Origin of the sequence: Paenibacillus sp. FSL R5-0766, from assembly GCF_037971845.1 — a bacterium.
In the GTDB taxonomy this organism is placed as follows: Bacteria; Bacillota; Bacilli; order Paenibacillales; family Paenibacillaceae; genus Paenibacillus.
Genome location: NZ_CP150227.1, coordinates 1,995,067 through 2,009,568, shown reverse-complemented (window position 1 = coordinate 2,009,568; position 14,502 = coordinate 1,995,067). Strand labels below are relative to the sequence as shown.

The 14,502-nt window shown below is 45.4% G+C and carries 12 protein-coding genes; 1 reads left to right on the top strand and 11 read right to left on the bottom strand.

The features are described 5' to 3' along the window. Positions 1–85 precede the first annotated feature (85 nt). The 6 genes from MKY66_RS09165 to MKY66_RS09140 all read right to left on the bottom strand — a co-directional run bounded on the left by MKY66_RS09165 (position 86) and on the right by MKY66_RS09140 (position 7,749). Positions 86–1,102: a LacI family DNA-binding transcriptional regulator gene (locus MKY66_RS09165; protein ID WP_076209161.1), complete on the bottom strand. Its 1,017-nt coding sequence runs from the start codon at positions 1,100–1,102 to the stop codon at positions 86–88. 77 nt (positions 1,103–1,179) lie between these two features. Beyond that, a complete protein-coding gene (bglX, locus tag MKY66_RS09160; protein WP_076209162.1) occupies positions 1,180–3,345 on the bottom strand; it encodes a beta-glucosidase BglX in 2,166 nt (721 codons plus the stop codon). Positions 3,346–3,443: 98 nt separating this feature from the next. Beyond that, positions 3,444–5,039 carry an ABC transporter substrate-binding protein gene (locus MKY66_RS09155; protein ID WP_076209163.1) on the bottom strand — a complete coding sequence of 532 codons (1,596 nt, stop codon included), beginning with the start codon at positions 5,037–5,039 and terminating at the stop codon, positions 3,444–3,446. 53 nt (positions 5,040–5,092) lie between these two features. Continuing rightward, positions 5,093–5,995 (bottom strand): carbohydrate ABC transporter permease, encoded by a 903-nt coding sequence (locus MKY66_RS09150; RefSeq protein WP_076209164.1) that lies wholly within the window; start codon positions 5,993–5,995, stop codon positions 5,093–5,095. Between the two features lie 18 nt (positions 5,996–6,013). Then, entirely contained in the window at positions 6,014–6,973 is a 960-nt protein-coding gene (locus tag MKY66_RS09145; RefSeq protein ID WP_017689585.1) for an ABC transporter permease subunit, read from the bottom strand. An 11-nt stretch (positions 6,974–6,984) separates the two neighbouring features. Then, on the bottom strand, positions 6,985–7,749 hold the full coding sequence (locus tag MKY66_RS09140; RefSeq protein ID WP_076209165.1) for an alpha/beta hydrolase family protein: 765 nt from the start codon (positions 7,747–7,749) through the stop codon (positions 6,985–6,987). A gap of 472 nt (positions 7,750–8,221) precedes the next feature. On the opposite strand from MKY66_RS09140, the gene MKY66_RS09135 reads away from it, so the two are divergent. Further along, positions 8,222–9,139, top strand: coding sequence for a serine hydrolase (locus MKY66_RS09135; RefSeq protein WP_076209166.1), 918 nt, complete (start codon positions 8,222–8,224; stop codon positions 9,137–9,139). Positions 9,140–9,240: 101 nt separating this feature from the next. Here the strand turns inward: MKY66_RS09135 and MKY66_RS09130 are convergent, their stop codons facing one another. The 5 genes from MKY66_RS09130 to aroF all read right to left on the bottom strand — a co-directional run bounded on the left by MKY66_RS09130 (position 9,241) and on the right by aroF (position 14,501). After that, complete coding sequence (locus MKY66_RS09130; RefSeq protein WP_036610032.1) at positions 9,241–9,495, bottom strand: AbrB/MazE/SpoVT family DNA-binding domain-containing protein; 255 nt, start codon at positions 9,493–9,495, stop codon at positions 9,241–9,243. Between the two features lie 167 nt (positions 9,496–9,662). Further along, entirely contained in the window at positions 9,663–10,130 is a 468-nt protein-coding gene (trmL, locus tag MKY66_RS09125) for a tRNA (uridine(34)/cytosine(34)/5-carboxymethylaminomethyluridine(34)-2'-O)-methyltransferase TrmL (protein ID WP_076209167.1), read from the bottom strand. Between the two features lie 139 nt (positions 10,131–10,269). After that, positions 10,270–11,358, bottom strand: a complete 1,089-nt coding sequence (gene serC, locus MKY66_RS09120; RefSeq protein ID WP_076209168.1) for a 3-phosphoserine/phosphohydroxythreonine transaminase — start codon at positions 11,356–11,358, stop codon at positions 10,270–10,272. A gap of 240 nt (positions 11,359–11,598) precedes the next feature. After that, a complete protein-coding gene (gene glnA / locus MKY66_RS09115) occupies positions 11,599–13,023 on the bottom strand; it encodes a type I glutamate--ammonia ligase (protein WP_076209169.1) in 1,425 nt (474 codons plus the stop codon). Between the two features lie 413 nt (positions 13,024–13,436). Continuing rightward, positions 13,437–14,501: a 3-deoxy-7-phosphoheptulonate synthase gene (gene aroF, locus MKY66_RS09110; protein WP_036610039.1), complete on the bottom strand. Its 1,065-nt coding sequence runs from the start codon at positions 14,499–14,501 to the stop codon at positions 13,437–13,439. Between the last annotated feature and the right edge of the window lies 1 nt (position 14,502).

Below are 14,502 nucleotides of genomic sequence, written 5' to 3'. Positions count from 1 at the left end.
ATTACTTCATCCTCGAAATAGCAAGAGACAAGGCTTAAAAGAATGATTCGATTCTTCTAAGCCTTGTCTCTTGCTGTATTCGGGATCAATAGCTAACCGCCTGGTCATTCCGCATAGATATAACCGAATCAGACGGACTAGGCCCACTCACCGACCCACCCTCAACTAATGTCACATAAATTCGTTCATGATCAACGGGTTCTCCAGCAATAATTTTGATCAATTGTTCAGCAGCGAGCGATCCCCACTTGCGCTTGGAATAATCAATGCTTGCCAATCTCGGCTGGACGTACTTGCTCAATTCAATATTGTCGAATCCGATGACATCGATCTCCTGACCAACGCCAAGTGCGCTGTCTGCCAGACGATCACACAAGCCAATAGCCATCTCATCATTGAGGCAGAATACCGCTGCGGGTCCATCATACACCTGCACAATCTGATCTGCGGCTTGTTCTCCACCACTCTTCTCAAAATCTCCCGTGATCTCAACCCATTCCACACCGGCTTCACGTTCTGCAACCTGTCTCACAGCCTTTAACCGCTGCACAGAGTCAAACGAACCTTCCGGTCCTGTCACCACGTAGATTTTCTTATGTCCCTGTTCAATCAGATGTTCCATCGCAAGTGTCGCCCCGGCTTTGTTATCCAGCAGAACCTGATTAATGTTGGGGTGATCCATCTCACGGTCCAATACAACGATTTTGTGCCCACGATCGGCATACTGCATTAGTTCCTCACTTGCAAACGTATGATCCAGAATGATCGCACCATCAATCATCCTTTCTGGAAGCATGCGATGGGATTGTTTACCACTGCACACGATCAGGTCATAGCCTTGAGCATTACATACAGCTTTCATGCCACTCAGCAAGTCTCCATACACATCTCCTCTAAAATCGGTCAAGAATACACCTAGAATTTTGGATTCCCTCTTCTTCAGTGTTCTTGCTGCGGCATTTGGAACATAGTTCAGTTCTTTGGCAATGGCCAAAATTTTGGAACTCGTCTCATCGGTCACTTTGTTGCTGCCATTCAGCGCATATGACACAGTAGAGATGGAAACTCCCGCCTGTTTGGCGATATCCTTGATACTGACCACATTCTTCGCTCCCCTGTTATGTTCATCAGGCCTTTCATAACAAAAGGCCTGACACATTACTCTTTCCATTCACCGGATTAAACAAGTCTGAATGATTTCTTCTGAGTATCCCGACTGTTTGCACCCACAAGAATATGGAACTCGCCTCGATCACTGCGGTGGCTTAAGTCGGAATGGTGATAACGAAGCTGTTCTTCATTTAACGTAAACGTGGCTGTACCACTCTCGCCTGGCGCCAGTGCAAGCTTCACATATCCTTTCAGCTCACGCATAGGACGAACGACTTCACCCGTTACATCACGAACGTACAACTGAACGGTCTCCACGCCTGCGCGCTCACCAGTGTTTGTTACACGTACTTGAATGCGCAGGGACTCTTCGGTAGTCATCTCATTACTTGACACTTCAAGATCACCATAAGAGAACGAAGTGTATGAGAGACCATAACCGAACGGAAGCAAAGGTTCATTCGGGCTGTCAATGTATTTGGAGACATAACGTTCTTCCGTCTTCTCCGGGTTCAGTGGACGACCTGTATTGAAATGGTTGTAATAGACCGGAATCTGACCTACGGACTGCGGGAAGGACATCGTCAGACGTGCGGATGGATTCACTACACCTGTCAGAACATCTGCAATCGCGGCTCCGCCTTCACTACCCGGGAACCAGGCTTCAAGAACGGCATCCGATTCATCGATTACACCATGCAGATCCAATGGACGGCCGTTAAAAATAACGCTGGCAATCGGTTTTCCCGTTGCTTTGAGCTGTTTAACCAATTCCAATTGGGCTGCTGGCAGACGAATATCCGTGCGCGAGCCACCTTCTCCACTCATCTCGGAGTCTTCACCAAGAGCAAGGACAATCAGGTCTGCTTTGCTTGCCACTTCCAGGGCTTCGGCAATCTGCTCAGCTGTAATCGTATGAACATTACTGCCTTGAGCAAATTGAACTTTCCCACCCGTCAGGCGTTCTTGCAGAGCTGTTCCCAACTTAACTGCATCTTCCTTAACTCCTTCGCAGGACCACCAGCCCAAAATATCAGGACTCTGTGCAAAAGGACCAATAAGGGCAACATTAGCGTCAGGTTGAAGTGGAAGCACGCTCTCATCATTCTTCAACAGGACAGCTGATTTCGTTGCCAGTTCATACGATACCTGACGGTGCTCTTTGGAGAATACAATCTCACGTTCACGTTCAGGATCAGCTGCACGAAGTGGGTTATCGAACAATCCCAGCTTTTCTTTCAGTTGCAGAATTCGCAGAACGGCTTCATCAATGAGCTTCTCATCCACTTCACCACTCTCAATCAGTTCAGGCAAATGATGCACATAACAAGGTGTCATCATCTCCATATCTACTCCTGCGCGAATGGCACGATATGCCGCTTCACGATCATCTTCTGCAGCACCATGCGCAATCATCTCGCGAATGGAAGCCCAATCCGAGATTAACACACCATCAAAGCCCCACTCGTCACGCAAAATACCGCGCATTAACTTCTCATTGCCACTTGCCGGAATACCGTCAACCGTATTGAACGAAGTCATGACCATTTCCACGCCCGCATCCAACGCTGCTTTGTACGCTGGCAAATAGTACTCACGCAGGTTACGCTCAGACATGTCCACCGTATTGTAATCCCGACCACCCTCAGCCGCTCCATAAGCCGCAAAGTGTTTAACACAGGCTGCAAGACGATCTGGCTCATCCTTCAAGCTGTCGCCCTGATATCCACGTACAAACGCAGCAGCGAACAAACTGTTCAGATAAGGATCTTCTCCTGTCGTTTCCATCACACGACCCCAGCGCGGGTCACGAACCAGATCCACCATAGGTGCAAAGGTAACATGCAAACCGGATACAGCTGATTCACGTGCTGCAATTTCAGCACTTTTCTCAGCCAGTTCTGTGTCCCATGAACAACCGATCGCCAGTGGAATCGGGAAAATGGTTTTGAATCCATGAACTACGTCAGCCATGAACAAAAGCGGAATGCCCAAACGGCTTTTTTGCATATAAGCTTGCTGTACATCAATGATGGCCTGCGCACCGGACAACCCCAGAATGGACCCACTGGCATCTACGGACTGCTCCGTAATTCCCATCTCTTCCATCGGCCCTGTGATCTGACCTTCCACATTTGTTCCTTCATAAAAGTTGGCAGTCAACTGAAGAAGCTGAGCTGTTTTTTCCTCCAACGTCATCTGTCTTACCAGATCTAGCAACTGCTCGTTATTCATCTGATCGTATCCTCCACTATAAGTTGTTGAAATAAAGAACCCGGCTGCGTTCGGGGAGAGACCGCGCACCGGGTTCAAAATTAATTACTGAATGATTACTAGAATTTATCGTTTAGCTCATCCAGATAAGGTTGAACCAGGGACATTTTACTGTTCACCCATTCTTTCCAGTTAGCCTCCAGATCTCCGCTTTTCAGGATCAGGTTGGCATATTCGTTCTGGTAATCGAATGAAGCTTGACTCTTAGCTTTGGAATCGTACAGGTTGACATCCCAATCGTATGGTGCAAGCGATTTGCCTTCTGTACCAAGTTTTGCTTTTTCTTCGAACAATTTCACGGCTCTATCACGGTAATCTTTTTTGATTGCAGGGTTTACAACACTGAAGTCGTCACCGAGCAGATACAGACCTTCGAAACGTGCTGGATATTTATCTTCCAATACCGTTCCTTCTGGCAACAAGCTAACGAGTTCGTTGTTTTCATCATACTTCCAATCTTTTCCTTCAAAGCCCATGTTGATGAGCAACTGTCCTTCTTTTGTTGCGGAGTAATCGATCAGATCCATGATCCGTTCGAATTTCTCGTCACTAATGTCTGGATTGAAGATCAATGCCGACCAGAAGTTGGCTTGCTCCATGTTACGGTATTTACCGTCATCACCTACTACGATTGCTGTGTGTACCAGTTCATCACTATCTACACCCAGATTTTTTTTCATATCGGAATCCAGACCTTGTCTGTACGAAGCCAGTCCGCCCAGACTTGTTACAGCAGCTGTACCTGTTACTTTGAAATTGTTCTGACCTTCATTGTTTTTCCATGTGTAGAACTCAGGATTGAGCAGTCCATCTTTGTAGGCTTTTTGCATCAATTTAAGTCCTGTCAGCGTTTCAGGATCTGCTGGTCCCCAGTGGAACTTACCATCTTCACCTTTGTAGAACGGAGAGTCAGTCATGGCATGCACACTGTTTGGCATAATCATGTTTGTCATGGCATCTGCCGCATTGTAGGACAGAGGTACAAGTTTGTTACCCACTTTGCCTGGATCTTTTTCTTTCACTAGCGCAGCATATTCGTTCAATTCGGTCGTTGTATAAGCATCTTTCAGTTCAAAACCAACCGCTTCAGCCCAGTCTTTACGAAGCGCAATGACACCAATTTGGTTCGTGAGTGGGTCAGCTGGTTTGTTCTCGAAATAGATTGGTCTAGGCAGGACATATGTTCCACCCGTCAATTCTTCCAACTTGTCTCCAAGACCCGTCAAATTGTAAGCTGCTGCCACGTTAGGCCAGCGTTCTTTCCAGTCATCCGGGAATTTGTAGAACAAACCTTGTTCAATGCTGTTAATGGCATCGCCATGTACGTAGTTCCATACCGCTACATCCGGTAAGTCACCAGAGTTGATCCACAGACGAAGCTTCTCGCCCCATGAATCCCAATCGATATAGTTGTAGTCCCAAGTTACATTGAATTTGTCTGTCCAGAACTTGTGGAAGTCATTATCCAGGTTCCCGTTTTTGATTTCTGTCAGGTTAGCTACAGAGATGGTCAGGTTGTCTTTGTAATTTCCCTCTGCATCTTTTTCGTTACCACCTGAAGCTCCTTGGCTGGAACAAGCGGTCACCATCAGCATAACTACACTAAGCGTGATGGCAAAGAGAGCTCTTACTGACAACTTTTTGTTCGTTTTCATGTTTTACCCCCATGTTTTTTAGTAGAATTTTATTGCAAAATCCTATACGTATATCAGGTCTTGATTGCCCCTGTTAATACCCCTTTGGCAAAGTGTTTTTGCAGCATTGGGAAGAAACACATAATTGGTACCATGGTGACAAATACAGCCGCCATCTTCATGCCCATTGAGAAGTTGCTTGCCTGGGCAGCATCCACACTGGATGCATTGGATGCATTCGTCGTAGATGTCACGATAATATTTCGGAGTACATTCTGGAGCGGTAACTGATCCGCTTTTCGAAGGAATATCATCGCATCATACCAACTGTTCCAGTAAGCCACACCGTAGAACAACGTGATTGTAGCCATAATTGGTGTAGCCAGCGGAAGAACAACAGAGAACAAAATTCTCCACTCTCCGGCTCCATCCAGTCTCGCCGATTCCATGAGCGATTCAGGCAAGGTGTAGAAGTAGTTCATCATCAGAATCATGTTAAACGCACTGAAGCTTCCCGCCAGGATAACGGACCACAGCGTACCTGTAAGATGAAGTGATTTCATGATCAGGTACAGCGGTACGATACCACCATTAAAGATCATGGTGAACAATACCAGGAAAAAGAGAAATTTCTTAAACGGAAATTTGTTACGACTAAGGCCATATGCCATGCTTGTTGTCAGGAACAAGCTGAGTGGCAAGCCGATAACTAGCAATATAATTGTATTTTTGTACCCCGACAGAATCGTTCCGTCAGCGAACAATGCCTTGTAGGAATCCAATGTCCATTCTTTCGGGAACATCAAAAATGGATTGTCAGCATATTCTTTCTGTGTTGCAAACGAGATCATGATGACATTCCAGAACGGAATCAGGATCATCAGGGCAAGCACTAGTAATACGGCAAAAATAATGTAATCGAGAAGTGTCATTTTTTCTGTACCAATTCTCGGTTTTTTGTTAGCTTTCTTGCTCATCTCATTTTTCCTCCTCTCTTATCGGAACAAACCGTCTCCGCCAAGCCACTTGGCAAATCTGTCAGCAAGAAGCAGCAAGGCCATATTCACCAGGGAACGGAACAAGCTGACCGCTGTCGAGAATGAGAAATCGGTAGATGACTGGAACGTAATCCGATAGATATATACATCGAGTACTTCCGATACATTTTTGGTAGCGGCATTTGCCAAGTTGAAGATCTGGTCAAATCCGGAAGACATCAATCCACCAACCGAGAGAATAAACATGATTGTGATGGTTGGAAGGATGTTCGGTAAAGTAATTTTGAACATCTGTTGCATACGGGAAGCCCCGTCAATCTGTGCTGATTCATACTGATCCTGGTCAATACCGGAAATGGCAGCCAGGAATATAATCGCGCCCCATCCACTTGATTTCCAAATATCAGTCAACAGCAACATGGGTACAAAGTTGGATTCAGACCCCAGGAAGTTAATCGTTGGCAATCCGAGTAATCCGAGCGCGCTGTTTACCAGTCCGTCATATGCCAGCACATTGATGACTACCCCGGATACGATGATCCAGGACAGGAAGTGCGGGAACGTAAGAACGGTTTGGAACAATTTTTTTCCTCTGCGCATCCGCAATTCATTCAACAACAGCGCCAGAATGATCGGGAACGGGAACTGAATAATCAGTTTCAGAATATTGATGTACAGCGTACGCCATACTGCGTCGATAAAGGTTGGATCACGGAAAACATATTTGAAATTCTCGAATCCGCTCCATGGACTTCCCCAGATGCCCAGGTTGGCCTTGTAATCTTTGAATGCCAGAGACAGGCCACCCATCGGCATGTAGGCAAACAGAATTAGCCAGACAAGCCCCGGAATAAGCAGGGTGTATGTCATTCGGTGCTTCCAGATTTCAGTCCAGAGCGAATTGCCCTTCACGTTTCCCTTCAGCTTTTTGCTAGGTCCTTCGGCTGCAGGTTTCACATTGCATCTCCTCACTCTACTATGGTCTTGTCGTTGTACAGAAAATCAAACATCGTTCTCAGGTGGTGCTCCCAAAATCTCCATTCATGAGCCCCCGGCGTCTCCACATACCGAAAATCAAAGGCAGTCCCCTGCATGTATTTCGCATATTCGCGATTCATCTCTACGAAGGGGTCACTATCGCCACAGCAACTGAGGATATCCGGTAAAGGAACACCCTGTTCGAGCAGCTTGGCCGACAGTGCGTAAATATCCTGATCGGCTTTCACCTGTAAACGTTCTCCAAAAACCGCTTTCATTTCCTTGATCATGGTCGCTGGCATATGGGGATCACGAAGTCGTGTCTGGATATCCGTTACGCCGGATAGGGACACTACTTTGCGATATCGCTCTGGATAAGTTAGTCCACATTTCAGTGCACCATATCCACCCATGGATAAACCGGCGACGTATGTTTTCTCCGGATCAGGATTCAGATTGAGCAGACGCTTGCATATTTCAGGTAACTCCTGAGTGATGTAGTGGAAGTAATTCAGGCCGTATTCCATATCGGTGTAATAGCTTCGATTCGCTTCCGGCATAATGATCGTACAGCCATATTGCGCTGCATACATCTCAATTGTGGTTAACCGCTGCCAGGTACTCGCATTATCGCCTGCCCCGTGCAACAGATATAGTGTACCGCCTGAAGTCTCTCCGGAGTCACTGGACACAACATGTATGCTGGTATTCATGCATAAGGTTGGTGATCCAGTTTCGATCGTTATATGTGCCATAATATAACCCCTCTCATCATCGCCTGCTGTCTTTACTCATTCGTTTCTCTGGCGTTGGATTGCAGGCTGTTGTAGATTCCCTTGTATTACGATGGGTTATCGAAACGATTTTCTCGAATCGTTTCAAAATATAGCCAACGTTGATTCACATGGACTTCATTACAACAATTTTAATCTGGAAGCGATTTCTTCGAATCGTTTCGAATAAATCATAAGCCCGATGAGTAAATCCTGTCAATAACCTTTTTACAAATTTCGCGTTTTTTTCTCGAAAAAATGCCTTTTCAAGTCTAAATTTGCGTCGAAAGACACTATTATTACGAAAAAATGAAAATTTAGTAAGTGCGATTACAACTTTAATTGACACCAAACCAGGTTTATACTAACATGGGTTCTGATTTTGCATTCGAATTACGGAAACGTTTCACCAACCGATTTTACTCAGGTTTCACCTGATATTAGGGAGGTTAATATGTCTGAGCAACTTAAAGGTTTCATTCATACGATTACAGAGCAAAAATTGAATGTTTTTTCCATTCGCATATTACAAAAAGGGCATCTGCTTGCCCATTGGGACCGGGATAAGGATCAGCGCAGGGTACAACATTCCATCAGTAAATCCTTCACCTGTATGGCCGTTGGTCTTGCTCTTGAAGAAGGTCTGATACATCTGGATGCGACACTTGGTGATTATTTCTCTTATCATCATGCACCCGTTGCACAACGCAATCTCCCATCGCCGCAAGAATTGAAACTGCGTGATCTTCTCCGAATGTCTTCGGGCCATGACTCTCCCCCTCTTTGGGCCGATGAACGAGCTTCATTGACCGAAAAGGACTGGGTGAAATATTATATGTCGCTGCCTCTGGACCGGGTACCTGGAGAACAATTTACATATAGCAGCGGGGATACATTTATGATCTCAGCCTTGCTACAGGCTGCTACCGGCCAAACCGTGAAAGATTACCTGACTCCACGGTTATTTGATCCGCTTGGCATCCATGAAGTAGAGTGGGAAACCTCTCCATTGGGGGTAACACTTGGCTGTGCAGGTCTTTGGATAAGTAATGAGGAACTGAGTCGATTTGGACAGTTACTGCTGCAGGAGGGCCATTGGGAAGGCACACAGCTTGTACCTGTAGATTGGATTCGACAGGCTACGTCCCCGCAGATCGAAACGACTGGAGAAGGAGATTGGGGAAAAGGTTACGGGTATCAGTTCTGGATGTGTTCTCATGACGCTTACCGCGCCGATGGTGCCTATGGTCAGTTGTGTATCATAATTCCCTCAAAGGAAGCTGTCATATGTATTAATAGTGAGGAAGAAAATATGCAAGGCATCCTGAATGCCGTGTGGAATGAGGTTTTACCCCTTTACACCCAGCGTTAGTATACGTATTTTATCTTTTTTTCAAATTGCAATTATGCCATTCAATTGAGAATAAAACAAAAAAAACGCCACGGGGTCAATGGACCCCATGACGTTATTTCTTATCCGTGTTGTGGAAGCTGAGTCATTTCATCTAAACATTGTGCGCATATGTAACGCTCTTTGAACTCGTTGACTTCCTCGATGGATCCGCAGAAAATACATTTTGGACGATATCTCTCCAAGATAATATGGTCCCCTTGTACTAAGATTTCTACAGGATCTCCCTCATTCATTTGATACCTTTTACGCAAAGATTTAGGCAATACGATCCTACCTAATTGGTCAACTTTGCGAACTACTCCAGCTGGCTTCATAGCTACGGCACACCTCTCCTATCTTACTCTAAATTTCTAGGTACATTTGTACTATGTTTATAGATTCGCCAAGATTTTGTCGAATCCTGCTGGAAATAAACATTTTTTGTCCTTTTTTTTGAAAAATGTTTTTTTTCCGAATTCTAGCCGTCATTTATAACCAAAATTTATCCTTCTAACCCCGGGAAATTGAGCTGGCGCAACGCTTCATATACAATAATTGCTGCCGAATTGGACAGATTTAATGATCTAACGTCACCAGTCATTGGCATTTTCATACATGTATCGGGATTCGCAGCAATTAATTCAGGTGGCAGGCCTTTAGTCTCTTTACCAAAAACGAGGAAATCCCCATCCTGAAAATTAAAATCACTATATCGGTTCTTGGCCTTCGTAGTTGCGTAGAAGAAACGACCTTCCGGAAATTTTTCCTGAACCTCAGCAAATGAGTCATGGTATTCAATATGAACAGCATGCCAGTAGTCCAGGCCTGCACGTTTCAATGTAGCATCATCTGTTCGAAATCCAAGTGGACGTACGAGATGCAGATGGGTACCGGTCGCCGCACAAGTACGCGAAATATTGCCTGTGTTCGCCGGAATTTCTGGTTCAACCAGAACGATGTGTAAAGCCATATGTGTTCAATCTCCTTTTCATTTCATGTTGACGACAACCCTCTAATCTTAAAGAAAAGCCCTCCACACGTCAATGTGGAAGGCTCTGGTAAGGCACAGGATTAGACACAAAGGTCCATTACACCGTACCTATACTTAATTATCCATTTGTCTTCTGGAAGTGGCTCATGAAGTCTGTCAGTGCCTTAACGCTCTCATAAGGAGCAGCATTATAAATGGAGGCACGGAGACCACCCACACTGCGATGTCCTTTCAGACCTACAAATCCTTCTTCCTCCGAAGCCTTGATGAACTTTTTCTCCAGTTCCTCAGAAGCAAGACGGAAGGTTACATTCATGAGGGAACGATCCTCTGTTTCCACACAACCACGGTAGAAATCACCGGAAGCATCAATTGTGTTATAGAGCAATTCCGCTTTTTTCGTATTTTTTTGCTCAATCCCAGCCAATCCGCCCTGTTCTTCAATCCATTTCAATACTTCATTCACCATATATACCGAGAAGGATGGCGGCGTATTGTACAGGGAATTGTTATCTACATGTGTGCTGTAACGAAGCATGGTTGGAATCGTTTTAGGCGATTCGCTCACCAGTTCCTCACGGGCAATTACAACCGTAATTCCGGATGGACCCAGGTTCTTCTGCGCACCCGCGTAGATCATGCCGAACTGATTAAGATCAAATGGTTTACAGAAAATATCACTCGACATGTCCGCAATCAGAGGTACTGAACCGGTATCCGGGAACGATTTGAATTGCGTACCTTCGATCGTTTCGTTGGAAGTCAGATGTACATAAGCCGTACGTTCTGGCAAACTCAGATTCGAAACATCCGGCAATTTCATGAACTTCTCTGCTTCTGAAGATGCAGCAACATGCGTCTCGCCGATCAACTTCGCCTCAGACAGAGCCTTTTTGGCCCAGCTGCCAGTCATCACGTAACTTGCAGTCTGCCCTGCACCGAGCAGGTTCATTGGTAACATCGCAAACTGAGTGCTTGCACCGCCCTGCAGAAAGAGAACCTTGTATCCTTTTGGATTGCCTAGAAGCGACAACAACCGCTCCTGAGCTTCATTATGTACAGACTCATACACCGCTCCACGGTGAGACATCTCCATAATCGACATGCCTGTATTACGAAAATCTACAAATTCCGCCTGTGCACGCTCCAGTACCTCAAGTGGTAACGCCGCAGGTCCTGCATTAAAGTTATACGCTCTTTTTGTCACAAAATCCCCCGCCCTTTCCATCCGTAACTCTGACATACAAAGTGAATATTATCGCTATGATATCAGTATTCTCTATCTGCTTCAAGGGCAATATGCACTGAAGTGTTGAATTCAGGTCATCAAATTCCTTTATCACCCTGCAAAGTTAAAGCACTACATTGTTTAATTCAAGGAAAAGCCTCCGAGAACGTGTCCCGGAGGCTTTAAGTTGGAACAAGATCTGTTCCGAACCCCGACCGATTAGCAGTCGAAGTAAAGGCTGTACTCGTGCGGATGAATGCGGATCGCTACTGCTTTCGCTTCATCACGTTTGAGGTTGATGTAATTTTCAATGAATTCTTTTGTGAATACGCCGCCTTCAGTCAAGAACTCGTTATCAGCTGCCAATGCATCAAGTGCTTCTTCGAGGGAAGCTGGCACACTGCGGATGTTTTCTTTATCTGCATCAGACAGGTCATAGATGTTTTTATCGAGCGGACCATATCCAAGCTCAGTTGGGTTGATTTTGCGTTTGATTCCATCCAGACCAGCCATCAACATCGCGGAGAATGCCAAGTATGGGTTAGCTGTGGAGTCTGGTGTACGGAACTCGATACGACAACCTTTTGGTGTCACAGCTGCAACCGGAATACGAACTGCTGCGGAACGGTTACCTTTGGAGTAAACCAGGTTTACTGGTGCTTCGTAACCAGGCACAAGACGTTTGAATGAGTTTGTACTAGGGTTAGTCAAAGCGATCAGTGCCGGAGCATGGTACAGGATACCTCCGATGTAGTGCAGAGCCATTTCACTCAGGTTAGCATATCCCGCTTTGTCATAGAACAATGGGGAATCGCCATCAAAGATGGATTGGTGAACGTGCATTCCGCTACCATTATCACCGAACAATGGTTTAGGCATGAATGTTGCTACTTTACCATATTGACGTGCAGTGTTGTGCACGATGTATTTGTATGCAAGCAGATTATCTGCTGTTTTCTTCAGTGTATCAAAACGGAAGTTGATTTCGGCTTGACCCGCTGTCGCCACTTCATGGTGATGACGCTCGATCGACAGGCCCGCTTCTTCCAAAAGGCGACACATTTCGCTACGAATATCTTGTTGTGTATCCACTGGCGCTACTGGAACGTATCCACCTTTAGTGCGAACTTTGAAGCCCAGGTTTCCGCCTTCTTCTTTGCGGTTGGTGTTCCATGAGGCTTCTTCGGAATCTACATAGTAGGAAGAGCTGTTCGTGCCGCTCTCATAACGTACATCGTCGAAGATGAAGAACTCGGATTCAGGTGCGAAGAATGCCGTTGTACCTACACCGCTCTCTTGCAAATAAGCTTCTGCTTTAACAGCGATGCTACGTGGGTCACGCTCATAACGCTCGCCATCCGGAGTGAAGATATCACACATAACATTCAATGTAGGGTGTGCAGTGAACGGATCGACATAAGTCGCTTCAGGGTCTGGCATCATAACCATATCGGACTCTTCAATTCCGCGGAAACCTTGGATCGAAGAACCGTCAAAAGCTACTCCATTTACGAACGTGTCTGCATCAACAGCCGAAGCTGGCAACGAGATGTGATGTGCACGACCAGCTAAATCTACAAAACGAAAATCTACCCACTCGATGTTGTTCTCTTGAATTGATTTCAATACGTTTTCAACCGACATGTATTCGTCCTCCCAAATATTCCGAACATTAAACAACCCCACTAAGAAAATGTCTAAATTCGAATTTTTTTCTGTCGTCATTATAAATTTTAAAACATGACATCGTCAATACTTATGTAAGGTATTTTTTGAAGGTATGTTAGATATACTCACATTTTATAAATAACCTAAATTCATATAACAACTATATTTATATACATTTAACTGGTTTAATGCGGTAAAGCGACCCCTTTTTTATCCTAAATCATGGGAAAAACTTCACATCATAAATGTTTCTTATCACCATTGATTAATAAATACGTTCAAAACTGCAAAATATGCAAAAAACCGAGCATCTATCTGATTCCGTCGCAATGAACGAGACCAGATGAGATGCCCGGATGATGATCCAGACCTTGATTATGAAATTCTTATTACACGCCTACACGTGCCGGGAAAAATTCTGCCGGTTGTTTTGCTGTGCTGAATGATTTACCCACGATTGGTGCCAATTTCTCCAAATCCTGCAACAGGTTAGCGAATTGATCAGGGAACAGGGATTGCACACCATCTCCTGTCATGGAGTTATCCGGATCGGTATGCATTTCAATGATCAAGCCATTGGCACCCGCAGCAACGGAAGCTTTTGTCATCGGTTCCACCAGTTCACGTCGTCCAGTACCATGGCTCGGGTCAGAAATAACCGGCAAATGGCTCAGAGACTGTAGAACAGGGATCGCTGACAGATCCAGCGTATTCCGTGTGTAGGATTCAAACGTACGAATACCACGCTCACACAGCATAACATTTGGGTTACCACCCGCAAGAATGTATTCAGCCGCATTCAACAACTCATCGTATGTCGCACTGAAGCCACGTTTCAACAATACCGGTTTGCCACACTCACCCAATTTGCGAAGCAGGTCAAAGTTCTGCATGTTTCGTGTACCTACTTGCAGAATATCTGCGTACTCGGCGCAAATATCCACATACTCAGGTGTCATGACTTCTGTAATGGTCAGCAGATCATGTTTCTTGCCTGCTTCCGCCATCATGATCAATCCTTCTACACCCGTTCCCTGGAAGCTGTAAGGACCCGTACGAGGCTTAAATGCACCACCACGTAACACTTGCCCACCAGCAGCTTTCACAAGCCCTGCAATCTCATCAATCTGTGCAGCGGATTCAACCGCACATGGTCCGCCCATGACAACAAGTTCTTTTCCGCCGATATCTACACCTTTGATGGAGATCACCGTATCTTCCGGATGGAAGTCGCGGCTTGCCAATTTGTAGGACTTCGAGATTTTCACGACATTCTCGACACCTTTCATTTGGCGAAGATGCTCTTGCATTTTAGGTTCAACTTTACCAATCAAACCAATGATAGTACGATCCTCTCCGCGAGAGATATGCACCTGAAGCCCTTCTTTTTCAATAACTGCAACGATATCCTGAATCTGTTCCTCCGGTGTAGCCTTGCCTGCAATAACGATCATA